20 protein-coding genes are annotated in these 25397 nt (G+C 40.2%); 18 read left to right on the top strand and 2 right to left on the bottom strand.

Features of this window, described 5'->3' with window-relative positions; all coding sequences use genetic code 11:
• Positions 1–5 precede the first annotated feature (5 nt).
• The 6 genes from lepA to pdxJ are packed head-to-tail and all read left to right on the top strand — an operon-like array spanning position 6 to position 5813.
• Positions 6–1793: a translation elongation factor 4 gene (lepA, locus tag AC27JR_RS02875; protein ID WP_008111760.1), complete on the top strand. Its 1788-nt coding sequence runs from the start codon at positions 6–8 to the stop codon at positions 1791–1793.
• Between the two features lie 16 nt (positions 1794–1809).
• Positions 1810–2745: a signal peptidase I gene (gene lepB, locus AC27JR_RS02870; RefSeq protein ID WP_008111762.1), complete on the top strand. Its 936-nt coding sequence runs from the start codon at positions 1810–1812 to the stop codon at positions 2743–2745.
• Positions 2746–2747: 2 nt separating this feature from the next.
• Positions 2748–3425, top strand: a complete 678-nt coding sequence (rnc, locus tag AC27JR_RS02865; protein WP_008466504.1) for a ribonuclease III — start codon at positions 2748–2750, stop codon at positions 3423–3425.
• Positions 3415–4347, top strand: coding sequence for a GTPase Era (gene era, locus AC27JR_RS02860; RefSeq protein WP_008111765.1), 933 nt, complete (start codon positions 3415–3417; stop codon positions 4345–4347). The genes rnc and era overlap by 11 nt, the downstream gene beginning before the upstream one ends.
• 20 nt (positions 4348–4367) lie before the next feature.
• Complete coding sequence (gene recO / locus AC27JR_RS02855; protein ID WP_010387802.1) at positions 4368–5060, top strand: DNA repair protein RecO; 693 nt, start codon at positions 4368–4370, stop codon at positions 5058–5060.
• A 21-nt stretch (positions 5061–5081) separates the two neighbouring features.
• Positions 5082–5813: a pyridoxine 5'-phosphate synthase gene (gene pdxJ / locus AC27JR_RS02850; RefSeq protein WP_008111769.1), complete on the top strand. Its 732-nt coding sequence runs from the start codon at positions 5082–5084 to the stop codon at positions 5811–5813.
• A 29-nt stretch (positions 5814–5842) separates the two neighbouring features.
• Here the strand turns inward: pdxJ and barA are convergent, their stop codons facing one another.
• Complete coding sequence (gene barA, locus AC27JR_RS02845) at positions 5843–8617, bottom strand: two-component sensor histidine kinase BarA (RefSeq protein ID WP_487172952.1); 2775 nt, start codon at positions 8615–8617, stop codon at positions 5843–5845.
• Positions 8618–8719: 102 nt separating this feature from the next.
• Here barA and rlmD point away from each other — a divergent pair, with 102 nt between their 5' ends.
• The 6 genes from rlmD (at position 8720) to AC27JR_RS02815 (ending at position 17256) form a co-directional block, all read left to right on the top strand.
• Entirely contained in the window at positions 8720–10045 is a 1326-nt protein-coding gene (rlmD, locus tag AC27JR_RS02840; RefSeq protein WP_487172735.1) for a 23S rRNA (uracil(1939)-C(5))-methyltransferase RlmD, read from the top strand.
• A gap of 8 nt (positions 10046–10053) precedes the next feature.
• A complete protein-coding gene (gene relA / locus AC27JR_RS02835) occupies positions 10054–12210 on the top strand; it encodes a GTP diphosphokinase (protein ID WP_487172734.1) in 2157 nt (718 codons plus the stop codon).
• A complete protein-coding gene (mazG, locus tag AC27JR_RS02830) occupies positions 12191–13015 on the top strand; it encodes a nucleoside triphosphate pyrophosphohydrolase (RefSeq protein ID WP_487172733.1) in 825 nt (274 codons plus the stop codon). The genes relA and mazG overlap by 20 nt, the downstream gene beginning before the upstream one ends.
• Positions 13016–13172: 157 nt before the next feature.
• Positions 13173–14807 carry a CTP synthase gene (gene pyrG / locus AC27JR_RS02825; protein WP_008111779.1) on the top strand — a complete coding sequence of 545 codons (1635 nt, stop codon included), beginning with the start codon at positions 13173–13175 and terminating at the stop codon, positions 14805–14807.
• Between the two features lie 100 nt (positions 14808–14907).
• Positions 14908–16206: a phosphopyruvate hydratase gene (gene eno / locus AC27JR_RS02820; protein ID WP_487172732.1), complete on the top strand. Its 1299-nt coding sequence runs from the start codon at positions 14908–14910 to the stop codon at positions 16204–16206.
• 309 nt (positions 16207–16515) lie between these two features.
• Complete coding sequence (locus AC27JR_RS02815; RefSeq protein ID WP_487172731.1) at positions 16516–17256, top strand: hypothetical protein; 741 nt, start codon at positions 16516–16518, stop codon at positions 17254–17256.
• 494 nt (positions 17257–17750) lie between these two features.
• Here AC27JR_RS02815 and mutH read toward each other — a convergent pair whose 3' ends face one another.
• Entirely contained in the window at positions 17751–18422 is a 672-nt protein-coding gene (gene mutH / locus AC27JR_RS02810) for a DNA mismatch repair endonuclease MutH (RefSeq protein ID WP_487172730.1), read from the bottom strand.
• Positions 18423–18950: 528 nt separating this feature from the next.
• Between mutH and rppH the strand changes: the two genes are divergently transcribed.
• From rppH to galU, 6 genes are all read left to right on the top strand, one after another.
• On the top strand, positions 18951–19469 hold the full coding sequence (rppH, locus tag AC27JR_RS02805) for an RNA pyrophosphohydrolase (RefSeq protein WP_008111786.1): 519 nt from the start codon (positions 18951–18953) through the stop codon (positions 19467–19469).
• Positions 19470–19492: 23 nt separating this feature from the next.
• Positions 19493–21757 (top strand): phosphoenolpyruvate--protein phosphotransferase, encoded by a 2265-nt coding sequence (gene ptsP, locus AC27JR_RS02800; protein ID WP_487172729.1) that lies wholly within the window; start codon positions 19493–19495, stop codon positions 21755–21757.
• Positions 21758–21822: 65 nt separating this feature from the next.
• Positions 21823–22632 carry a sulfite exporter TauE/SafE family protein gene (locus tag AC27JR_RS02795; protein WP_487172728.1) on the top strand — a complete coding sequence of 270 codons (810 nt, stop codon included), beginning with the start codon at positions 21823–21825 and terminating at the stop codon, positions 22630–22632.
• Positions 22633–22644: 12 nt separating this feature from the next.
• Positions 22645–23448, top strand: coding sequence for a prolipoprotein diacylglyceryl transferase (gene lgt, locus AC27JR_RS02790; RefSeq protein WP_008466529.1), 804 nt, complete (start codon positions 22645–22647; stop codon positions 23446–23448).
• A gap of 13 nt (positions 23449–23461) precedes the next feature.
• Entirely contained in the window at positions 23462–24313 is an 852-nt protein-coding gene (locus tag AC27JR_RS02785) for a thymidylate synthase (protein WP_008111794.1), read from the top strand.
• Between the two features lie 16 nt (positions 24314–24329).
• Entirely contained in the window at positions 24330–25208 is an 879-nt protein-coding gene (gene galU, locus AC27JR_RS02780; RefSeq protein ID WP_487172727.1) for a UTP--glucose-1-phosphate uridylyltransferase GalU, read from the top strand.
• Positions 25209–25397 lie beyond the last annotated feature (189 nt).

Raw genomic sequence — 25397 nt, 5'->3', positions numbered from 1 at the left:
AGTTTATGAAGCATATCCGTAATTTTTCGATCATCGCCCACATTGACCATGGTAAATCGACCCTTTCTGACCGTTTGATCCAAGTTTGTGGTGGTTTAACCGACCGTGAAATGCAGAAGCAGGTTCTAGATTCAATGGATATTGAACGTGAACGTGGCATTACCATTAAGGCGCAAAGTGTAACGTTAAACTACAAAGCAAACGATGGTGAAACGTACCAGCTCAACTTTATCGACACTCCTGGGCACGTTGACTTTACTTATGAAGTATCACGCTCACTAGCAGCGTGTGAAGGCGCATTATTGGTTGTTGATGCCGGCCAAGGTGTTGAAGCACAAACATTAGCCAACTGTTATACCGCCATTGAAATGGACTTAGAAGTTATACCGGTTCTGAATAAAATTGATTTACCGCAAGCCGATCCATTACGTGTAGCCGAAGAAATTGAAGACATTATTGGTATTGATGCCCTTGATGCCGTGCAATGTAGCGCCAAAACAGGTGTGGGTATTGCTGAAGTACTTGAAATGATCGTTAAAGATGTACCACCACCAGTTGGTGATAAAGACGCACCATTACAAGCGCTAATTATCGATTCTTGGTTTGACCCATACCAAGGCGTTGTATCGCTAGTGCGTATTAAGCATGGTGAATTACGCGCTGGCGACAAAATTAAAATCATGTCAAACGAGAACGTACATACCGCAGATCATGTGGGTATTTTTACGCCTAAACAAACTAACACCGGTGTTTTACGCACAGGTGAAGTAGGGTTTGTTATTGCCGGTATTAAAGAAATACACGGTGCACCAGTAGGTGATACTATTACTCATCAAAAAAATGCGGCACCACTGCGCTTACCTGGTTTTCAGAAAATTAAACCACAAGTCTACGCGGGCATGTTCCCAATTGCGTCAGATGATTACGAGTCGTTCCGCGATGCACTTAACAAACTAAGCTTAAACGATGCGTCGTTATTCTTTGAACCAGAAAACTCAACCGCATTAGGGTTTGGTTTCCGCTGTGGCTTCTTAGGTATGCTGCACATGGAAATTATTCAAGAGCGTTTAGAGCGTGAATACGACATTGATTTAATCACCACAGCACCAACGGTTATTTATGAGGTAGTGACTAAAGAGGGCACTACACAAATAGATAACCCGTCTGACCTACCAGCCGTAAACGATATTTTAGAAATACGTGAGCCAGTAGTAGAGGCTAACATTTTAGTACCGCAAGAGTACTTAGGTAGCGTAATCACTTTATGTGTTGATAAGCGCGGTATGCAAACTAAAATGAGCTATCACGGTAAGCAAGTTGCAGTAACGTATGAACTGCCAATGGCTGAAGTGGTAATGGATTTCTTTGATAAGTTAAAATCAACCAGTCGTGGTTTTGCGTCGCTTGATTATAACTTTAAGCACTTCCAAACCTCAGACATGGTACGTGTAGATATACTTATTAATGGCGAGCGTGTCGATGCTCTAGCTATTATTGTACACCGCGAAAGCGCGCAGTCTCGTGGTCGTCAGCTTGCTGATGCGTTAAAAGAGCTTATACCGCGTCAAATGTTTGATATTGCGATTCAGGCAGCAATTGGTCAGCATGTAATCGCCCGTACAACTGTAAAGCAACTACGTAAAAACGTAATCGCGAAGTGTTACGGTGGTGACGTGAGTCGTAAGAAAAAATTACTTCAAAAACAAAAAGATGGTAAAAAGCGAATGAAGCAACTTGGTAACGTTGAAGTGCCTCAAGAAGCGTTCTTAGCCATTTTAAAAGTTGGTAAATAAAAATAAAGGATAATAAATGGCTGGCTACTTTTCAGTTTTATTGGTGTTATTAACCTTAGGCTCAGGCCTTATATGGTTAATAGATCACTTAATGTTTGCCCCTAAAAGGCAGGAGCGTTTGGCAATTGCACAAACTTCTGCCGGTGGCCAACTTGATGAAGAAACAGCAGCATTGATTGCGCCTGAGCCAGTCATTACTGAAACAGCAAAGTCGATTTTTCCGATGATTGCTGCTATCACTATTTTTAGATCGTTTATTTTTGAGCCGTTTCAGATCCCGTCGGGTTCAATGATGCCAACCTTATTAGTAGGCGATTTTATTTTAGTGCAAAAGTATTCTTATGGAATTAAAGACCCAGTATGGCGAAGCCAGTTAGTGGATGTGAGCGAACCAGAGCGTGGCGATATTGTTGTTTTTAAATACCCATTAGATGAAAGAGTTGATTATATTAAACGTGCTATAGGCTTACCTGGCGATAAAATTGTTTATCGCGATAAGCGTTTATATATTCAACCAAAATGTGAAGAAGGCGAAGTTCAAAAAGGCGCGTTTCTTTGCAACGAATTCAATAAAATTGATTTTAAATTAATTAATGATGATGAATTTATGCAAGGCCCAATGGCTTTAGCGCGTTTAAATGAAGATTTAACTACGTCTAGCCATGATATTTTAATTAACCCAAAATCGCCTGAACGAAAAGGGCGTTACTACCAGCAATTGGGCACTCCTGCGGATGAATGGGTGGTGCCTGCTGATCATTACTTTATGATGGGTGACAATCGCGATAACAGCCAAGATAGTCGCTTTTGGGGCTTTGTACCAAAAGAAAACTTGGTGGGTAAAGCTGTCTTTATATGGATGAGTTTTGAATTTGATAATGGCCCAGATGACATTTTACCAGGATGGGTTCCAACTGGTGTTCGTTTTGAACGCCTAGGTAATATTCAGTAACAATGAAAAAAAATGTAACAGAGTTATACAAAAGAATTGGCTACACATTTGCTGATCAAGGCCTACTTGAGCAAGCAATGACGCACCGCAGCCACAAAGGTCAACACAACGAGCGACTCGAATTTTTGGGCGACTCGATTTTGAGCTTTGTAATTGCCAATGCCTTGTACGCTAAATTTCCTAAAGCACGTGAAGGCGATTTAAGCCGCATGCGTTCGACTTTAGTTCGCGGCCAGACGTTAGCTGAATTTGGCCTTGAGTTTGAGCTAGGTGATTACCTGCGTTTAGGCCCAGGCGAGCTAAAAAGTGGCGGGTTTAGGCGCGAGTCGACCCTTGCAGATGCAGTTGAAGCCATAATTGGTGCTGTATTTTTAGATTCAGACATTGATCGCTGCGGCGAGCTTATTTTAGCGTGGTACGAATCACGTTTAGATGCTATTTCACCAGGGCTTAACCAAAAAGATCCTAAGACCCTGCTGCAAGAGTATTTGCAAGCTCGTAAGCTATCATTACCTGGCTATACTGTAGTAGATACTAAAGGCCAGGCACACAATCAAACATTCACGGTTGAATGTATCGTTGATGGAATGGATAGCATTATTTCTGTTGGCAGCTCAAGGCGTAAAGCCGAACAAAAAGCGGCCGAAAAAGCATTGAAGATACTTAAAAATGAATCTTGATACCTTAATACAGCCTCATGAAGGCGAAATAGACACATTTTGTGGCATGGTTGCGATTGTTGGCCGTCCTAATGTGGGTAAATCAACCTTGCTTAATGAAATTATTGAGCAAAAAGTCAGTATTACCTCACGTAAGCCGCAAACCACACGCCACCGTATTATGGGTATTCATACTGAGGGTAAACACCAAGCGGTGTACGTAGATACCCCAGGTTTGCATGTTGAAGAAAAGCGCGCCATTAATCGTTTAATGAACCGTGCAGCGTCGAGTTCAATTGGCGATGTTGAACTGATTATTTTTGTTGTTGAAGGCACTCATTGGAATGCCGATGACGAGATGGTACTTAACAAAGTGAGCCAAAGTGGCAAGCCGGTATTGTTAGTTATTAACAAAATTGACCAAGTGAAAGATCGCGACCTTGTACTGCCACACATGAAGTGGTTAGGTGATAAGTTTGATTTTATAGGCATTATGCCTGTATCTGCGACTCAGGGTAAAAACATTAACCTGATCAAAGATGAAGTGACTAAACGCTTACCGCCGTGCGAATTTTATTTTCCAGACGACTACGTTACTGACCGCTCAATGCGCTTTATGGCTGCTGAAGTGATCCGTGAAAAGCTTATGCGCTTTATGGGTGAGGAACTACCTTACTCAGTGACTGTGGAAATAGAGCAGTTTAAATGGCAAGAAAACGGTATTTGGCACATCAATGGCCTTATTTTGGTTGAGCGTGAAACGCAAAAGCGCATGGTTATCGGTAACAAAGGCGAAAAGCTAAAAGTGATCGGCCGTGAAGCGCGTAAAGACCTAGAAGAAATGCTTGAAAATAAAGTATTTTTAGAATTATGGGTTAAAGTAAAATCGGGCTGGGCTGACGATGAACGTGCCTTAAGAAGCTTAGGCTACGGTGAAGATTAATAAGTATCGAATAGCCTAATATGGACAGCGACTTTTACAAAGCCTATTTATTACACCGACGTCCCTACAGTGACTCGCAAGTAATGTTAGATATGCTGGTAGAAGGCGTTGGCCAGCTTAGAATGCTCGCTCGAGTTAGTGGTCGCCAGGCCACTAAACATAAAGCCCAATTACAACCATTTCAATCCTTACTCGTCCATTACAATGGCAAATACGATTTAAAATATATTAATAAATTTGAGCTCTACGGCAACCCGTTATTTCTAACCGGTGATAAGCTTTACTGTGGCTTTTATTTAAATGAGCTAACTAATCGCATTGTGCCGATTAATGAGCCCATTGATCAAGTTTTTCAACTTTATAAAACACACCTAGAAAACCTTAATAGTGGTACTGATATGCAAGCAGTACTGCGCTCTTATGAATTTCAATTGTTAGAGCTGCTAGGGTATGGAGTGGATTTTAGTTTTGATGCTGACGGTGAGCCAATTGACGAGGCACAAACGTATAGCTACTTCGCAGAAGTAGGGTTTTCAGTGCAACATGACACGCGTTCTGGATTCACTGGTTCACAACTTAATGCCATAGCAAATCATGACTTCAGCCAAGCGGATGTGTTATATATGGCAAAGCAATTAAGTCGTTATTTATTAAAGCCATTATTGGGCAATAAGCCATTAAAAAGTCGTGAGCTATTTATTAGCTCTCAATAAACAAATTTCACAGGTACAAACATGAAAGATATTCTTCTAGGCGTGAACGTAGATCATATTGCAACGCTTCGCCAAGCTCGAGGTACTTCTTACCCAGATCCAGCCCATGCAGCCAGTGTTGCAGAACATGCCGGTGCAGATGGCATTACGATTCATTTACGTGAAGACCGCAGACACATTCAAGATCGCGACGTGTATGTGATGGCTAAAACCATTCAAACACGTATGAACCTTGAAACCGCAGTAACCGATGAAATGATTGCGATTGCACTTGAGGTTAAACCTGAATATGTTTGCTTAGTACCAGAAAAACGTGAAGAGCTTACTACCGAAGGTGGCTTAGATGTAGCGGGTAATATTGATAAAATAGCCGCAGCGACTAAAACCCTAACGCAAGCCGGTATTAAAGTATCACTGTTTATAGATGCTGATAAAGCGCAGTTAGATGCGGCAAAAACCTGTGGTGCACCTTATGTTGAAATTCATACTGGGGCCTATGCAGATGCAACTAATGATGAAGACACCGCAAAAGAGCTTGAGCACATCCGCCAAGGCGTTAAGTATGCAGCGAGTATTGGCTTAATTGTTAATGCCGGCCATGGTTTGCATTATCACAACGTGAAGCCAATTGCAGCGATGCCAGAGATTTACGAGCTTAATATTGGTCACGCTATTATTGCCCGTGCAGCGATTGATGGTTTAGATAAAGCAGTACGTGATATGAAACGTCTAATGCTTGAAGCACGCGCTTAGAATCATAAAAAACAACATCAAAGACGAGCTTATTTATTAGTGATATCAATTTTGGCATCAACAAGTAAGTTTTCCAGCTCGTCTTGAAGTTCAAACAGTTCGGGCTCTATATTATCAAGTACGCATTCATTTTTTAGTGATGTTTCGATCGTTTCAGCTAAGGTTTTTAGCTTTGGTACGCCGGTGTAGCAACACGCTCCATGAAACTTATGGATCACGCTGAGTACTTGATGGCAATCATTACTGACGATTGCTTGATTTAATAAGTTTAGGGTTTCGGGCACGCTTAATAACAGCATATTAAGCATCTCATTGGCTAATTCGGGTTTACCGCCTGCACGTTGCAGCGCCAACGTCCAATCAAGCCGAGTGCTATCAAAAGGCGCTGGGCTATGTTCATATGTGCTTTTTGACTTATCACGGCTTACAGGTAATTGCGGGCTATGATCGCAAATAATTTGGTTTAGCATATCTTCATCGATAGGCTTAGTTAAATAGCCTTCAAAACCATCTTTTAATAACTGTTCTTTTTCACTATTAAGTGCATGTGCCGTCACGGCAATAATAGGCGTATCTTCATTTAAAGATGACTCTTTAATGAGTTTACAGGCTGTAATGCCATCCATTATCGGCATTTGAATATCCATAAAAATCACATCATATTTATGACTTTTACTTAAGCTGTAAGCTTGTGATCCATTATGTGCGGTATCAATCAATTCAACCTGTTCGTTTAGTAGGGTGTAAATTAATTTTAAATTTGCGTCGTTATCATCTACCACTAATACTTTTAATGGCAGTAGAGTTTGTTCATGCTGGTCTATGTTATGCGCTGGGTGATCAAGTCGATATGGTGCAGCTAATAACTCACATAACTTACGATGGTTAAGCGGTTTACTTAAACAGGCATCTGCACCACTGCCTATAAAGGCTTCACGCATATTGTGCGATACAGTATTGAGCATTAAGTATAAATAATCGGTTGATTCTCTAACCGCTTTTACATAGCTTTTTAAGCGCTGCATATCATCAACCGATGCCATGTGACCAATAAGGCATATATCAAAATTTATCTCTGATTTCTCGATACACTCTAAAAATTCACTTTCGCTATGACATGGGGTGACGCTGATTTTCCACTCTTGTAATAATGAAAGTACGGCATGATGAGTATGTTTATGTGGCTCTAAGTAAAGCACACGTTTACCAATTAATGACTGGGTAGGCAAATCGTTGGTGAATACGTGGTTTGGTAATCTAAATACGCCATTAAAAGTAAAGCATGTGCCACTACCTGGAGCTGAATTTAAGGTAATACGGCCATTCATTGCCTCAACAATATGTTTAGTAATAATAAGCCCTAAGCCAGTGCCACCAAATTTGCGGGTGATACTGGAGTCGGCTTGACCAAAGGCGGTAAATAACGCGTCTTGTTTATCGGCAGGAATGCCCACCCCGGTGTCAGCAACCGACACTAAAATGGACGTGCGCTCCTCATCTAATAAACGGTGGCTAATATCGACTTTAATCGCGCCTTTTTCAGTAAATTTAATCGCGTTACTTAACAAGTTAATAAGCACTTGTTTAAACCGTGTGGGGTCACCGGTTAAGTGATCGGGCACCTGAGGATTTATATAAATAGAGAGCTCAAGTTGTTTGTCGTGCGCGCTAGGTGCCAGTAATGTCATCACTTCGTTTACGCTGTCGCGTAATTGAAATTGAATGGATTCAAGCTCCATAGCGCCTGCTTCTAATTTGGAGAAGTCTAATATATCGCTAATAATGGTCATTAAACTGTTTGCTGAAAGCTCAATGGTATCAAGGTAATCTTTTTGATTTTTATTTAGCGGTGTTTTATAAAGCTGGCGAGTAAAGCCAATTACCCCGTTAAGTGGTGTACGCAATTCATGACTCATTTTTGCTAAAAAGTCAGACTTAACGCGGTTAGCATCTTGGGCTTCTTTTTTAGCCATAGTGAGCTGTATATTTTGCGTTTCGTATTGTTCAAGTGTTTCGCGGTAATCGCTAGTTGCCTGATCAATATTTTTTTGCATTTCGTCTTTTTGCATCACCATAGAGTGGGAGATGGTGTTGAGTCCTTCACGCAATAGCTCAAACTCACCATTCATGGGCTCAGTTAACCCTGTTTGTCTTTTCCCTTCAATTAACCTGTCGGTAGCAAGTACTAACTTATTTAGCGGTGTCATAAACATACGACTAAGTTTTAGTGCTAAAATAGCAGCTAATACTAAGGCAAAGATAATAATAATACCGCTAACTAATAATGCGCGTTGCTGACCAATAACGGCCTTGTCGCGATTAAGTTGGATCACCACGGTACCTAATGTGGTTTGAAACTCAGAAGTATTCCAGTCGCTATTGGGTGTTGTATGGTTAATGATAGGGGTAAAGAAAGTCACTAATTCTTCAGTTTGCTGAACATGTGTGGCTTTAAAGCTGTCAATTTGTGTTTGCTCAATTAAGGTATCGAACGAGCGATGATAATTACTGGTTATAATAAGTTGGTTGTTATCATTAAAAATAGCAATTGATTTAACCGCTGGTGAGTGTTTGTTGTGTGTATAACGAATAACACGGTTAAGTAGTTTTTTATTTTTTTCCAGTAAAGGTTGTTCAAGAGCAATCGCTAAAGGCTCAGAAATTGTTGTGCCTTGTTGATATAAAATTTCATCAAGCTCAATGTAACGATTTATTGTAAAATAACCACCTAGTAATAGCCCAATGATCACTGTGGGGATCAGGGTGAGTGTTAAAACAGAATCGCGCAAGCCTAGTTTGGTCATAATCTGAGCATTATTATCATTTTTATTAAATGTGAGTATATACATACTCATAGCTATTCTCAAAGTAGAGACGTAATTCATCAACCTTTAAGGTAATGCCTCATGGCACAAATATTTAAAGCAAAGAAAAAACCACTACAAAAGCAATCGCTTGAACTCGATATTACAGCAATGGATCACCATGGCCGTGGTATTGCTAAGTACAATAATAAAGTGTGTTTTGTTAGTGGATCATTACCTGGTGAGCGAGTAAAAGCTAAGTTGGTTGATGATAAAGCACGTTACAGCCAAGCTGATACGCTTAAAATAATTAAAGCTAGTGAATATCGCACAGCGCCTATTTGTGAACACTACAGCCAATGCGGTGGTTGCCAGCTACAGCATTTAGATACCACACAACAGGTAATTGAAAAGCAAGCTGCGGTGAATCAATTATTTGCCAAGTTTGCAAAATTAACCGATTTAAACTGGCAAGCCCCGCTGCAAAGCCAAGCAACTCATTATCGACGCAGTGCTCGGGTTGCTGTTATGTTCGACAAGGCCGCAAAAAAAATGCGGGTAGGCTATAGGGCACGTGGCTCTAAAAGCATTGTTAGTATTAATCAGTGCCCAGTATTAAGTGACGTATTTGCCGATGTATTTAATGTATTTGATAAAGTCATTAATCAACACAAGACGCTGCACAGTATTAGTCATTTACAGTTATGTGCCGCTGATGAACAATATTTTATTGTTATTCGTCATACCAAAGCGATTTCGCCCACAGATAAAGCGTTTGTTGAGCAAAGTGTAACAGCTCATAATTGGCAATTAGTGTGGCAAAGTGACAGTGACACCATTGATCATTCACATTTAGCTATGCCATTTTATAAGCTTGAACAGCTAAATATAACGTTTGAGTTTGGGCTCAGTAACTTTATCCAGGTTAACGCGAGTGTAAATCAAGCGATGCTGATCCAAGCTGCAAACTGGTTAGCACTTCAAGGCGATGAAAATGTTCTGGATTTATTTTGTGGTATTGGTAACTTCTCTTTAGTGTTAGCGAAACAAGCTAAAACAGTAACAGGAATTGAGGGCGTAACTTCGGCGGTTGCATTAGCAACACAAAATGCGCACACTAACTCTATTACTAATACCCAGTTTCATTGCTTTGATTTAACCACGAGCATTAAAAAAGCGCCGTGGTTTAATAAAGAATTAGATGTTTTAGTACTCGACCCCTCACGCACTGGTGCGATGGCAGTTTTAGAACAGCTTCCATTAACGCAGTTTAAAGCGATTTTATACGTTTCTTGCGACCCTGTTACTTTAGCCCGTGACAGCGCTATTATTTCGCAAGCCGGCTTTGAGCTGAACAAGATAGGGCTAATGAATATGTTTCCTCACACGGGGCATATCGAAACTATGGCGTTATTTCAACGGAGGTAAAGCGCATTATGGTAGCGACACGTCAATCTCATCAACATGATAAAGCGGGTGACTTTTTTTCACGCGTAGAATCTCTTGATTTGTCTCAAGAAAAAATCAGCTTACTCAACAAAGCGCAGCAGCTTTGCCAAACGTGCGATAACAGCGAACGACAAAATACCGCTATAGAAATGGTGGAGATTTTAGTTGAGTTAAATTTAGATGCTGACTCTTTAGCCACAGCCTATTTAACCCCTTATTATTTAAATGATGTAGTGAGCATTGATGCGGTAGAAGAGCATTTAGGCAATCATGTTGCAGTGCTGCTTACAGGTGTGTCACAAATGGCTACCATAAGTACCTTAGCTCATCAAGGCAACGGCACTGTGCAAGTCGATAATATTCGCCGGATGCTGCTTGCTATGGTGGAAGATGTGCGCGCTGTGGTGATTAAATTAGCCGAGCAGGTTTGCCATTTACGCAACGTAAAAGACGCCGCAGAAGAAGAGCGAGTGATTGCCGCTAAAGAAACCGCTGATATATTTGCACCGCTTGCGAATCGTCTTGGTATTGGCCAATTAAAGTGGGAGCTAGAGGATTTAGCTTTTCGGTATTTGCATCCAGATATTTATAAAAATATTGCTAAGCAACTTGATGATAAGCGCCTTGCCCGTGAAGCGTATATGGCTGATATGGTTGAGCAAGTAAAACAACGCCTCCATGAAGCTGGCATTAAAGCTGAGGTGTACGGCAGGCCAAAACATATCTACAGCATTTATAAAAAAATGGCGAAAAAGAACTACGAGTTTGATCAGCTGTTTGACATACGCGCCATGCGAATTGTGGTTGAACGATTACAAGATTGCTACGGCGCCCTAGGCATAGTGCATACTAATTGGCGTCATTTAAATAAAGAGTTTGACGATTATGTTGCAACCCCAAAACAAAATGGCTATCAGTCTATTCATACAGTTGTGTTTGGCCCTGAGGGTAAAACCGTTGAAATTCAAATACGAACGCACGACATGCATCAAGATGCAGAGCTGGGTGTCGCCGCGCATTGGATGTACAAAGAAGGCGCATTACCAGGGCGTGGTTCAGGCTATGAGCAAAAAATTAGCTGGTTGCGTAAGTTACTGCAATGGCAAGAAGAAGTGGTTGATGGCAGCGACTTAGCACAAGAGCTTAAAAACCAAGTTGTAGAAGATCGTGTGTATGTATTTACTCCTCGTGGAGACATTTTTGACTTGCCACTGGGGGCAACGCCTCTTGATTTTGCTTACTACATTCACTCCAATGTAGGGCATCGATGTATTGGCGCAAAAATATTTGGCAAAATAGTGCCATTTACTCATCAGTTAAGCACTGGTGACCAAGTTGAAATACTAACCCAAAAGCAGCCAAACCCAAGCCGTGATTGGTTAAACCCGTCGCTGGGATATATTAAATCGTCCCGCGCTAGAGCCAAAATCCACCATTGGTTTAAACAGCTCGACCGCGATAAAAATTTAAGTGCGGGTAAAGAAATCCTTGATAACGAATTACAAAAATTAGAGCTAACTTATAAAGATTTAGACCCTGCTATAAAGCGTTTTAATTTTAGAGAACTTGATGACTTAATGGTCGCCATTGGCGCAGGCGATATTCGTCTTAACCAAATGCTTAACTTTATTACCGACAGAACAGAGCATGAGCCGGTAATTCGTTTCAAATCGCCTAGTAAAGTGACTGGTGACAAAAACGGTATTGTGGTGGATGGGGTCGGTAGTTTAATGAGCCATGTTGCTCGTTGTTGTCGCCCAGTACCTGGGGATGAAATTATTGGGTATATTACTCAAGGGCGCGGTATTGCGGTGCATCGAGAGGATTGTGATTCGTTTAGTAATTTAAAAAACAAGCACCCCGAGCGTGTTATTTCAGTGAGTTGGTCAGACGATATTAGTAGCTCTTACGCCTTAACTATTCGTATTGAAGCCAGTGATCGTTCTGGCTTAATTCGTGACATCAGTTCTGCACTTGCCAATGAAAAAGTTAATGTGCTCAATATGAACGTAAACACGGTTGATAGCACTCAAACTGCTATTTTTTTGATGCAAATTGAAGTGCATGACTTACAAGGCACAAACAAAGTGCTGTCTAAGCTACATCAGATCGAAGGGGTACACAGTGCAAAACGAGGGCAGTAATCAGGCTAACAATGAGGCTTTAAGCCAACTGCTGGAAATAATGCAAACACTGAGAAACCCTGAGGGCGGATGCCCTTGGGATCTCAAGCAAACGTTTGCGTCAATCGTACCTCACACTCTTGAAGAAGCCTATGAAGTGGCTGATTGTATTGAGCGCGACGATTTAAATGAACTTAAAGGTGAACTAGGTGATCTGTTATTTCAAATCGTGTTTTATGCGCAACTAGCGCAAGAGCAGCAATTATTTGATTTTAATGATGTGGTGGCTCAGTTAAATGAGAAGCTGATACGTCGTCATCCGCATGTATTTTCATCGCAAGACACACCCACAACTGATGCCGAATTAGCCGCGCAGTGGCAAGCAATAAAAGCACAAGAGCGCGCAGCTAAACCCCAAGATGAAAGCTCAACACTTTGGCAAGATATACCAAATAGTTTACCTAGCTTAACAAAAGCTAAAAAAATTCAACAACGTGTAGCCGCTTTAGGCTTTGATTGGCCTACTTATCATGGAGCTATAGATAAAGTGAGTGAAGAGGTTGAGGAAGTGAAAGAAGCTTTAGCTCATAACCCGTACTCAGCGCATACAGCAGAAGAGCTAGGTGATTTGTTGTTTGCTACCGTGAATGTAGCGCGCCATGTTAAACGTGATCCAGAGCAATTGCTTCGTAGTGCCAACGATAAGTTTTCTGCACGATTTGAAAAGGTGCAAAATTACTTAATTGCCCAGGGTAAATGTATTGAGTCAGCGTCTTTAGAGGAAATGGATGCGGCATGGGATGCAATAAAAAAATTAAATAAATAGGGACATAAAAAATGTCTGTTTTTTGTGCACAGATTTGCTATTTATAGCTGGATTGCTTAGCCATGTTTTGGTACAATTTCGCCCCGTCTTGTTTATATTCCAAAATCACTTGTTTGGGTATTATATTCCTTTTAATTCCTGATATTCTAGGGTTCGCATGAGTACAAAATTTATCTTCGTTACTGGCGGAGTTGTTTCTTCGTTGGGTAAAGGTATTGCAGCAGCATCATTGGCCGCTATTTTAGAAGCCCGTGGCTTAGATGTTACCATTCTAAAGCTGGATCCTTACATCAACGTTGACCCAGGCACAATGAGCCCAATTCAACACGGTGAAGTATACGTTACCGAAGACGGCGCAGAAACGGACCTTGATTTAGGTCACTACGAACGTTTTATTCGCACCAAAATGACCAGCCGTAATAACTTTACGCAGGGGCGCGTATATGAAGATGTACTACGTCGTGAAAGACGTGGTGAATATCTTGGCGCAACTATTCAGGTTATTCCTCATATTACCAATGACATTAAGCAACGTGTTTATGATGGCGCAGAAGGCCATGATATAGCAATCGTTGAAATTGGTGGTACGGTAGGCGATATTGAATCACAACCATTTATCGAAGCAATTCGTCAAATGGGTACAGAAATAGGTCGTGAACGCGCACTTTTTATTCACTTAACCTTAGTGCCATTCTTAGGCCCTGCCGGTGAAGTGAAAACAAAACCAACTCAGCACTCAGTTAAAGAGTTACGCTCGGTAGGTATTCAACCAGATATTCTTATTTGTCGCTCAGACCGTAAGCTGCCAAATAACGAGCGTGCAAAAATTGCATTGTTCACAAACGTTGAAGAAAAAGCAGTTATTTCACTGCCTGATGTAGACAGTATTTATAAAATCCCTGCGTTATTAAAATCGCAAGAGTTAGATAACTTTGTATGTCGTCGTTTTCATTTAGACGCGCCTGAAGCCGATTTAGCTGAGTGGGAACAAGTATTGTATCAAGAGTCTAACCCAACGGGTGAAGTGACAATTGGTATGGTAGGTAAATACATTGAATTACCAGATGCATACAAATCAGTAAACGAAGCATTAAAGCATGCGGGACTGAAGAATCGTTTAACTATTAATATCCAATACGTTGATTCACAAGACTTAGAAACCAAAGGAACGGATGTTCTTTCTCGCTTAGATGCTATTTTAGTGCCAGGTGGTTTTGGTGGTCGTGGTGTTGAAGGTAAGATTTTAGCGGCTAAATATGCTCGTGAAAACAAAGTGCCTTACTTAGGTATTTGTTTAGGTATGCAGGTTGCACTTATTGAATACGCACGAAATGTTGCCGGTTTAGTTGATGCAAACTCAACTGAATTTAACGCAAACTCAGACTCGCCAGTGGTTGGTTTAATCACTGAGTGGTTAGATGCTGAAGGTAATGTTGAATTACGTGACGAAAAATCTGATTTAGGTGGCACTATGCGTTTAGGCGCACAAAAATGTCATTTAACACCAGGCTCTAAAGTACATGATGTGTATGGTAGCGACGAAATTGTTGAACGCCATCGTCACCGTTATGAAGTTAACAACAACTTTGTAGCACAACTTGAGCAAGCTGGTTTAAGCTTTACAGGTTTATCTGAAGATAAAAAACTAGTAGAGATTATTGAGAATAAAGATCACCCTTGGTTTATTGCAGCGCAATTCCACCCGGAATTCACTTCAACACCACGTGATGGTCACCCGCTATTTGAAGGGTTTGTAGCTGCGGCTCATACCTATCAAAAAGCGTCTTCGTAATATAAAAAGGCTGTGCATGATGCGCGGCCTTTTTTGTTTCTAAGGCTAGCCAAACTCAGGTTAGCCGCACTCACCATTTTGGGAATATAGAGGAATCAAGATGTCAGAAATCGTAAAAGTAATCGGTCGTGAAGTTATGGACTCGCGTGGTAACCCAACTGTTGAAGCTGAGGTATATTTAGCTGATGGTTCATGGGGCCGTGCTGCTGCACCTTCAGGTGCATCTACAGGAACTCGCGAAGCATTAGAATTACGTGATGGTGATAAAGCGCGTTACTTAGGTAAAGGCGTATTAAAAGCGGTTGGCTTCATTAATAATGAAATTGCAGAAGCGCTAAAAGGTCAAAATGCACTTGCTCAAAGTGATGTAGACCAAGTAATGCTTGATTTAGATGGTACTGAAAACAAAGAAAAACTAGGTGCTAATGCTATTTTAGCGGTTTCACTTGCTAACGCAAAAGCGGCTGCACAATCTAAAAAAGTAGAGCTTTACGAGCACATTGCTGACTTAAATGGCACGCCAGGTGTTTACTCTATGCCACTACCAATGATGAACATCATCAACGGCGGTGAGCACGCTGATAACTCAGTAGATATTCAAGAATTTATGGTTCAGCCAGTAGGTGCTACTAACTTCCGTGAAGCATTGCGTATGGGTGCTGAAGTATTTCATAGCCTAGCTAAGGTACTTAAAGCAGATGGACATTCAACAGCTGTAGGTGACGAAGGTGGTTTTGCACCAAACCTTGCATCAAACGAAGCTGCACTTGCAGCTATTAAAGTGGCTGTTGCAAATGCCGGTTATGAGCTTGGTAAAGATATTACCCTTGCACTTGATTGTGCGGCCTCTGAGTTTTATAACAAAGAAGCAAATATCTATGACCTTAAAGGTGAAGGTAAGCAATTTACATCTGAAGAGTTTAACCACTTCTTAAAAGATTTAACTGAGCAATACCCAATTGTATCAATTGAAGATGGTTTAGATGAGTCTGATTGGGATGGCTTTGCACACCAAACCAAACTAATGGGCGATAAAGTTCAATTAGTGGGTGATGACTTATTCGTAACCAATACTAAGATTTTAAAACGCGGTATCGACAATGGTATTGCTAATTCAATCTTAATTAAATTTAACCAAATTGGTTCACTAACAGAGACGTTAGCAGCAATCAAAATGGCAAAAGATGCAGGTTTTACAGTGGTTATTTCTCACCGTTCAGGTGAAACTGAAGATGCAACCATTGCTGATTTAGCGGTAGGTACTGCTGCAGGTCAAATTAAAACGGGTTCATTAAGCCGTTCAGATCGTGTTGCTAAGTACAACCAATTGCTACGTATTGAAGAGCAACTAGGCACTAAAGCACCTTACAATGGTTTAAAAGAAGTTAAAGGTCAGTAATTTTTTAGGTTCTGATATTTAAGATTATAAAAATCCTCGCTTAGGCGGGGATTTTTTTACGTGTAAGTAATTTCAAATGAGAAAAAGTGAATTTTGATATGAGGAGATAGCTGTACCTTTAATTTGGACTAAGCTTGTTTTTATGTTGCCTTTAGGTTTTTATTTTGTTGACTTTCACTTCTCATTTACAAGGAGTTATGATGAAAAAATTACTTTACTTTACTTTTAAGTGCACCTGCCCTTTCCTCATCAATGTATTCAAATTGTGATGGCTGTAGTGTTTATAGCATACAAGCTAAAGCAAAAGAGTTGGCCAAATTAGGCGCTCAAACTGTTTACATAGGTGATGAACAGAAAAAAGTACTCACCAAGTATACCTCCCAATTTGAGCCAGAGCTAAATCAAACTATTCTAATTAAAGAGTCAGTTGAATCTGCTAAAGTAAAAATCTTTAATGATGCTTTATTAGAACGCCAAAACTTATTAAGCTATCTAAGATCAGGTTATGGCGGCTTGCCAGCAGGAATTGCAGGATCTGCATATGACTTAGTAGGGGCAAACTATAGAATCAGCGCTTTAAAAACGTGGTTTAGAAATAATCAGATGTTAACAGCTCATTTAGGTAATTATGTATTGGGGATTACTGGCGGTATTGGAAAGTTTGTAAATGTAAATGTAAATGTAAATTTAACATTTGATATACATACTGCAGATGGTTCAATAGCTATTATGAGAGTAACTGGATTTTTAACATTCGATGATGTGGTTAACGCAAAGTTAGACCTTGAGTTAATCAAAGTAGTAGACGCCGATGGTAATGTACTAGACCTGACCAAAAAAGAACCATTTAAAGATGTTTTTATAATAAAAGATGGGGATTTAGAGAAAGCAACTACTTTAGTCAATGCGGCACATAGATTAGGCTTTTATGCCGTTAGAGTATCATCATTTCGTGTAAGCAGTGGCGGTAGTGTAACAATTACTGATGGTCTGGTATGCGAAAAGGTTGGCGATAAAGTAGTGTGTAAAGTACCAACGAATCCAAAATAGAGGTGAAAATGAATATTCCCGTCAATGATCTTAGCTACTTGTTATTTCTTTTGCCTGTAGCAATTATAATGGTTTATCTATTAAAAAAAGCGACATCAAAAACAAATGTTAAACATAACGTCATGCTTAATTTTATTTTAACGATGCTATTGTTTCCTGTTGGGTTTGCACATTTTATTTGGTGTATTTATACATCAATTACATCAATAAAAAAGCGAGATTGTAACACTCAATAATTTTAATCTAGGGGGGAACTCCCCCCTTTTTTTAGGAGTTTTCTATAATGTATTTTCACACATCTTTTTATTACATTATCGTTTTACCATTTTTGCTTGTTTTTTCAGGCTTGATTTTTTTTCTAAATAAAAATTCAAATACTAAAAGTAGTATAGGTTTAAGCTTGGTTTTGACATTTGTTAATATCTTTTTTGGTTTATTCCATTTGTTTTATGTGATTAACAAAGTGCTTAAAGAGATTCCAGAGAATAAAAAGCTCACAGAGTGAATTGCTGTTTTAAAATCTTGCTGGTAAAGCTGGTTTTTAAGTAAAAGCCACGCGGCAGGGTTTGTATAACTTGCCCGTTAGGGCCTATGGCATCGGTGACTACTTTACTGTTAGCAGCTTTTGGCCGTATTTGCATTACATCCCCTAAATGTCCTGATATTTCATCTACCCGGCCAAGGGCTATAAGCTCCATTTGCTCTTCCCAGTCACGCTGTAATTGTGCATCTTGTGCCGCACTAGGTTGCCATAAAAAGCCACTGCCTATTGTTCTATCAAACGGGGCAATATCGCGCTCACTTAAAATAGGTAGCCATAAAACATGATTCAACTTTTTACGTACGCTACTTGTGTGCCAGGTCATACCGGTTACATTCATTAATGGGGTAACCGACACAAACGTGGTTTCTAATGGTTTGCCTTTATATGAAATGGGCAATGTTTTGAGCTCTATACCTAAATCTTCAAAGTCGGGGAGCGGTTTTGAACCGGCCGTTGCGCCTAATACATATTCAATCAGTTGACCCGTCCAGCCTTTTTCACGTAACAAATCATCAGGTGTTTTAAAATGATACTGCTGTGCTAACTGGCCAAGTGTAAGCCCTGCAATATTATTGACACGTTGCATTAGTTGATTAATTGAAAGAGGTTTTAAAGGTTGCATACTGTTAATTTAGTTGAATAAATACCAGTGTCATGATAGCAAATTAGCTTGGTAGTGGATATCTTTAGCGGTTGGTTGATTTTTGTACGTGGTGTGGTTGGTGCAATTTTATGCACTACTTTAAAACTATAGTTTTAGGTAAGTAGCTGAACTATATTGTTTTTTTTGTTTTTAGTGTTCAATTTTAGTTAAGGTCTATAATTGTTGTAAGGATAAATACAGATGTATAAACATGTTTATCCACAGATTCTGTGGAGAACATCACTTTTTTGATCTTGTATTGTGGATTTGTTTGCTAAATGAGCGTGTTTTATGAAAGTTATGCACAAGCTGTGAGTAACCAGCACAAACAGTGTGGTTTTTATGTATTAATTCATGCCAGAGTTGTTTGTTATTAATATGCAACGGATTTCGCCATTAATTTACCTTGCGCGAAGGCGTTCACGAGGCTTGCGCGTAATAGTATTTGCCGTATTGCAACTAATGTGGAACAATCATAAAAAATCGACTTACAAATGAGGCACTAAGGTGATTGATGCCGAAGGTTTTCGTGCCAATGTCGGAATTGTGATTTGCAATAATCAGGGGCAAGTGTTTTGGGCCAGACGTTATGGTCAACATTCTTGGCAATTTCCCCAAGGTGGTGTTGATGATGGTGAAACACCAGAACAAACTATGTACCGTGAATTACACGAAGAAGTAGGTTTGCGACCAGAAGATGTAGAAATAGTTGCAAGCTCAAAACATTGGTTACGCTATAAATTACCCAAACGATTAATCCGCCGCGATTCAAGTCCGGTGTGTATTGGGCAAAAGCAAAAATGGTTTTTACTAAAACTGCGCTGTAAAGATGAAGATGTTAACTTACTTAAAACTCATCATCCTGAATTTGATGATTGGCGATGGGTAAGTTATTGGTATCCGGTTAGACAGGTTGTGTCGTTTAAACGGGACGTTTATCGACGTGTTATGAAGGAGTTTGCTCCCTTTGCTATGCCCTTTAATAAGCGAGAGCAACAAAAAGATCACTGGCGAAATAAAAGGTAGTTTTACATAAAAAGGAGCAGTGTATGCTGGCAACACTCAGAGCGATAGCTGAGTCTGTTTCGCAACAAGCGAATTTAGACGGTGCGTTAGTGTGCTTTGTGAAAATGGTAAAAGATGCCATGAATACCCAGTGCTGCTCCATTTATTTTGCTGACTACAGCCAAGACAACTTTGTACTGATGGCCACTGAAGGTTTAAACCCTGATGCTGTGGGTAAATTTCGGATAGGCTTTACCGAAGGACTTGTAGGGCTTGTTGCTCAACGTGAAGAAGCAATTAACATTGCCTTTGCAAAATCGCATCCTCGTTTCAAACTTTCCCCAGAAGTTAACGAAGAAGGCTATAACGCTTTTTTATCTGTGCCTGTTGTTCATCAAAAAAAAGTTTTAGGTGTTATTGTTGTCCAACAAAAAATGGCGCGGGTATTTTCTCAAGATGAAGAGTCGTTTTTAATAACGCTTTCTGCGCAGTTAGCTTCGCAATTAGCCCATGCCGAAATAAAAGAAGTTTTGCGCCAAGATGAGTCTTCCCATCAAACGTCTGTATTAAAAGGCGTCTCTAGTGCACCAGGGATCAGCATAGGTAAAGCATTTGTTGTTATTCCTAAACTTAACTTTAAGTCTATAGAGCTTACTAAAAATAGCGATGTTAATGAACAGCGGCGTTTATTCACCCAAGCGGTTGCTGCAACCCGTAAAGAGTTTAGTACTTTATCGATGACATTAAGCGACACCATACCGCAAGAAGCGCTGGCTGTATTTGATGTTTATCAGCAATTATTAGATGCTAAAAGTTTAGGTCATAATGTAGAAGCGCAATTGCAAGAGGGGTGGTGTGCAAAAAGTGCATTAAAAATTGTGATTGAACGTTTAGTTGCGCAGTTTAACGAAATGCAAGACCCTTACATTAAAGAGCGTGCAGTTGATGTAAAAGACATTGGCTTACGGGTGCTGCATCATTTAGTGAATACCGAGCACGCAATAAAAGACTACCCTGAAAACACCATTTTAATAGCGCATACATTAACCCCTGCGATGTTAGCAGAGGTGCCCAATGAGCGTTTAGCTGGGGTTGTGAGCATTAATGGTTCAGCTAATAGCCACGCCTCTATTTTAACCCGTGCTATGGGTGTGCCTGCGATTTGGGGTATTGAAGATTTACCGCTATTGCAGTTTGATAGCAAAGAAATGATTTTAGATGCCTTTTCTGGGCGTTTATATATTTCGCCTTCGCAAATGCTTATTGATGAGTATACCGAGTTACAATACCAAGATAACTTGCTTAACAATCGATTTTTAGAAGAACAAGCACTGCCAGCAATCACGTTAGACGGCGAGCATATTAGTTTATTGCTTAATGCAGGGCTTGAGCTTAATACCCAACAAAATAGTGCCCATATTTGTGATGGTGTTGGCCTTTACAGAACCGAAGCGTGGTTTATGCAAAAGGGGCAGTTTCCTTCGCAACAAGAACAAGAAAAGTGGTACCGCGAAGTACTTAGCAGCTATTATCCTAATCCGGTGGTTATGCGTACCTTAGATATTGGTGGCGACAAAGTTTTAGATTATTTTAATATCACCGAAGAAAACCCATTTTTAGGATGGCGTGGTATTAGAATTAGCTTAGACCACCCCGAGCTTTTTTTAGATCAACTCAAAGCGATGTTAAAAGCCAATATTGGCTTAGGTAATTTAAAAATAATGTTACCGATGATCAGTGGCACTGATGAAGTTGAAGAGTCACTGGCACTGTTTAATCAAGCTTATTATGAATTAAGCGAAGCATTTCCAGAGCAACTAATAGAAAAGCCAGATATTGGCATTATGCTTGAGGTACCTTCGAGTGTATTTATGCTACCAGAGTGGTCTAGAAAAGTTGATTTTTGCTCAGTCGGTAGTAACGACTTAACTCAATACTTATTAGCCGTAGACAGGGCAAATGCACGTGTAGCCGATTTGTTTAATCCTTATCACCCCGCGGTATTGCGCGTACTAAATAATATTGCCAATGAGTGTGAGCATTACGAACTACCTTTTAGTTTATGTGGGGAGCTTGGCGGCGACCCCGAAGGCGCAATATTACTGATTGCTATGGGGTATAGGCGCTTAAGCATGAATTTATCGTCACTAAATAAAGTGAAATGGGTGCTAAGACGCTTAAATGTAAGCGATATGGAACAATTACTAAGTGAATGTTTAGCACAGCCTAACGCTAAACAAGTACTACGGTTAACCCGTAATTTTATGATAGAGCATCAGCTAGGTAATTTATTTTATACACCTAAATGATAGAGCTGTAATTGTTTATATAATCAATTAAAATATACATATAATTAAATGTATTAGAGATAACTATGTATGAACTAGGACTTCTAGTTGCAAGTTGTGCGCTATTAGGTTGCGTTGTTGGTTTTTTAGCAGGGCTACTAGGTATAGGCGGTGGTTTAATTATTGTGCCAGTGCTAAGTAGTTTGCTGCTTAGTTTCGATGTAGCCGCTGCCGATCATGTGTTAGTTATTGCCATAGCAACATCTTTAGCTTCAATTTTATTTACTTCTACCTCTTCAGCATTAGCTCATCATAAAAATGATAATGTGCCTTGGAAAATTGCCCCCTGGGTTATGTCGGGTGTGGCCATTGGCGCATTGGTGAGTGGTTTTGCTGCCAGCTTTATCCCTGAGAAAATGTTAAGAACGGTGTTTGCGGTCAGTGTGGTTTTTATTGCAATGAGAATGGTACTTTCTGCTCGTAATAAAGTGGGCGCAGAACATCCTCTGCCCACAGGCCCTGTACTGGGTAGTATTAGTACGGTAATGGGTGCTTTGTCTGGGTTGATAGGTATTGGTGGTGGCGCATTACTTGTGCCTATGTTGCATTATTTTTCGGTTGATATTAAAAAGGCAATTGGTTGCGCTGCTGCATGTGGTATTGTAATTGCTTTTTTTGGTTCTATTGGTTACATCAGCGCTGGTTGGCAAGTAACTGACTTAGCGCATGGTTTTATGGGGTTTGTATATTTACCCGCTTTATTTGGGATTGTTGTTACCTCATGGTTTATAGCACCAATTGGAGCTAAGGCAACGCACTACTTACCTGTGAATATAATTAAGAAAGTTTTCGCGATGTTACTGGTTTTCATCGCTATTAAAATGGTTTTTAGCTAAAGGTTTATTTTTATGGCACTGGAGTTTCCTCAAATTGATCCAATAATATTTTCTGTTGGACCACTTAGCGTTCGTTGGTATGGGTTAATGTACTTAATTGGTTTTGCGTTTGCGATGTGGTTTGCTAATCGTCAAGCGAAAAAACCGGGTTCGGGTTGGACTAAAGACGAAGTCAGTGATTTACTCTTTTATGGCATGCTGGGCGTTATATTAGGTGGTCGTATTGGTTATGTTCTGTTTTATCAATTTAGCTATTTCATTGAAAACCCCTTATATTTATTTAGAATCGACCAAGGTGGCATGTCGTTTCATGGCGGCACACTTGGGGTGATCACTGCTGTTGCTATTTTTGCTTGGACACGTAAAAAATCCTTATTACAAGTTGGCGATTTTGTAGCACCTTTAGTGCCTGTTGGTTTACTTGCCGGGCGTATTGGTAACTTTATTAATGGCGAATTATGGGGTCGCACTACCGATGTACCATGGGCTATGGTATTCCCAACAGGAGGCCCGCTTGCACGTCACCCATCACAACTTTATGAAGCTTTTTTTGAAGGCTTTGTATTGTTTGTCATATTATTATGGTTTATTAAACGCCCACGCCCTGCAGGAAGTGTATCGGGTGTATTTTTATTAGGCTATGGCGTATTTAGATTTTGTATTGAGTATTTTCGCCAACCCGATGCGCAATTGGGGTTATTTGCCGACTTTATTTCAATGGGGCAAATTCTATCGTTACCTATGATAATTGGCGGGTTAGGCTTACTTATTTGGGCGTATAAACAACCACAATCGCAAACAGCGGCAAAAGTTTAAAAGAAGAAGTTAGATGAAACAATATTTAGAATTATGTCAGCGCATTGTTGACCAAGGACAGTGGGTTGAAAATAAACGCACTGGCACGCGTTGTTTAACGGTTATAAACGCTGATTTAGAATACGATGTGGCTAATAATCAGTTTCCTATGATCACGACTCGAAAGAGCTATTACAAAGCGGCGATTGCCGAATTGTTAGGTTATTTAAGAGGGTACGACAGTGCAGAACAGTTTCGTAATATAGGTTGTAAAACCTGGGATGCCAACGCCAATGAAAATAATGCGTGGCTCAATAATCCTAACCGCAAAGGTGAGGATGATATGGGGCGCGTTTATGGCGTTCAAGGACGTGGTTGGCAACGCCCTGATGGTTCAACACTGGATCAACTGGCAAAGGTCATTAATAATTTAAAAAATGGCATAGATGATCGCGGCGAAATTATTACATTTTACAACCCGGGTGAATTTGAACTTGGTTGCCTGCGTCCATGTATGCATACGCATACCTTTTCGTTATTGGGCGATACTCTTTATTTAACGTCTTACCAACGCAGCTGTGATGTTCCACTAGGGCTTAATTTCAATCAAATTCAATGCTTTGTATTACTTGCGTTAGTTGCCCAAATTACCGGCCATAAAGCGGGTAAGGCATATCATAAAATTACCAATGCTCATATTTATGAGAACCAGCTTGATTTAATGCGAGATGTGCAATTAAAGCGCGAGCCATTTGCTTCTCCCCAATTAAAAATCAACCCAGAGATTAAGTCGCTCGAAGACATTGAAACATGGGTAACACGTGATGACTTTGAGGTGGTTGGCTATCAATGCCATGAAGCGATTCAGTACCCATTTTCAGTTTAAAAATAAGGAGAGCATAATGAAAGCAGTGATCCCTGTAGCGGGCCTTGGAACGCGTATGTTACCGGCAACTAAAGCAATTCCAAAAGAAATGCTGCCAATTGTAGACCGTCCACTTATTCAATACGTTGTTAGCGAAGCCGTTGCCGCTGGCATTAAAGAGATAGTGTTAGTAACACATTCGAGCAAAAACTCAATCGAAAACCATTTTGATACTAGCTTTGAATTAGAGGCAACGTTAGAGAAGCGTGTAAAGCGGCAATTACTTGCCGAAATACAGTCTATTTGCCCTAAAGACGTGACAATTATTCATGTGCGTCAAGGTGAGGCAAAAGGTTTAGGGCATGCTATTAACTGTGCAGCCCCCATCGTAGGTAATGAACCTTTTGTGGTTATTTTACCCGACGTTATTATCGATGAAGTAGAAAGTGATTTAACGAAAGATAACTTAGCAGAGATGATCTCTCGTTTTGAGCAAAGTAAACACAGCCAAATTATGGTTGAACCAGTTCCTAAAGATGACGTAGATAAATTTGGTGTTGTTGATTTAGGTGATGTTGAGTTAAACCAAGGTGAAAGCTCACCCATTAAGAGCATGGTAGAAAAACCACCCGTTGACGAGGCACCTTCAAACCTTGCTGTGGTTGGTCGTTATGTGTTGAGCAAAAATATTTGGCCATTATTAGCTAAGACACCTCAAGGTGCAGGGGATGAGATTCAACTAACAGATGCAATTGCGATGCTTATGCAAGACGAAAAAGTAGACGCTTATGCTATTAAAGGCCGAAGCCATGACTGTGGCAGCAAAGTTGGTTATTTGAAGGCGACGATAGAGTTTGCTTTGCGCCGTGATGAATTTGCTGATGAGCTTAAAACCTTCATTAAAACATTAATCTAAATAAACTTATCATTATTTTAAGCGTCTATATGGCGCTTTTTTTGATTGTAAAATCACCTTTACATAATTTTAACTATAACTATTTTTGCAGTTATACAGACAGATATGGGTTTGTGTTGTAATATTTATGTTAACCCAAGTTGTTTTGTAGTTAACGTGCTTTATTAAGCCAATCGCAAATTGGCTCAA

This window comes from Pseudoalteromonas sp. NH0006-26 (assembly GCF_057552415.1).
This window is presented reverse-complemented; position numbering and strand designations above follow the sequence as displayed.

Coding starts and splice junctions, on each gene's coding strand:
- barA (WP_487172952.1), bottom strand. CDS start 8,617: ATGACCAAACTAGGCTTGCGCGATTCTGTTTTAACACTCACCCTGATC.
- pyrG (WP_008111779.1), top strand. CDS start 13,173: ATGAGTACAAAATTTATCTTCGTTACTGGCGGAGTTGTTTCTTCGTTG.
- lepA (WP_008111760.1), top strand. CDS start 6: ATGAAGCATATCCGTAATTTTTCGATCATCGCCCACATTGACCATGGT.
- AC27JR_RS02785 (WP_008111794.1), top strand. CDS start 23,462: ATGAAACAATATTTAGAATTATGTCAGCGCATTGTTGACCAAGGACAG.
- mutH (WP_487172730.1), bottom strand. CDS start 18,422: ATGCAACCTTTAAAACCTCTTTCAATTAATCAACTAATGCAACGTGTC.
- recO (WP_010387802.1), top strand. CDS start 4,368: ATGGACAGCGACTTTTACAAAGCCTATTTATTACACCGACGTCCCTAC.
- eno (WP_487172732.1), top strand. CDS start 14,908: ATGTCAGAAATCGTAAAAGTAATCGGTCGTGAAGTTATGGACTCGCGT.
- AC27JR_RS02795 (WP_487172728.1), top strand. CDS start 21,823: ATGTATGAACTAGGACTTCTAGTTGCAAGTTGTGCGCTATTAGGTTGC.
- lepB (WP_008111762.1), top strand. CDS start 1,810: ATGGCTGGCTACTTTTCAGTTTTATTGGTGTTATTAACCTTAGGCTCA.
- rnc (WP_008466504.1), top strand. CDS start 2,748: ATGAAAAAAAATGTAACAGAGTTATACAAAAGAATTGGCTACACATTT.
- lgt (WP_008466529.1), top strand. CDS start 22,645: ATGGCACTGGAGTTTCCTCAAATTGATCCAATAATATTTTCTGTTGGA.
- era (WP_008111765.1), top strand. CDS start 3,415: ATGAATCTTGATACCTTAATACAGCCTCATGAAGGCGAAATAGACACA.
- pdxJ (WP_008111769.1), top strand. CDS start 5,082: ATGAAAGATATTCTTCTAGGCGTGAACGTAGATCATATTGCAACGCTT.
- relA (WP_487172734.1), top strand. CDS start 10,054: ATGGTAGCGACACGTCAATCTCATCAACATGATAAAGCGGGTGACTTT.
- galU (WP_487172727.1), top strand. CDS start 24,330: ATGAAAGCAGTGATCCCTGTAGCGGGCCTTGGAACGCGTATGTTACCG.
- ptsP (WP_487172729.1), top strand. CDS start 19,493: ATGCTGGCAACACTCAGAGCGATAGCTGAGTCTGTTTCGCAACAAGCG.
- rlmD (WP_487172735.1), top strand. CDS start 8,720: ATGGCACAAATATTTAAAGCAAAGAAAAAACCACTACAAAAGCAATCG.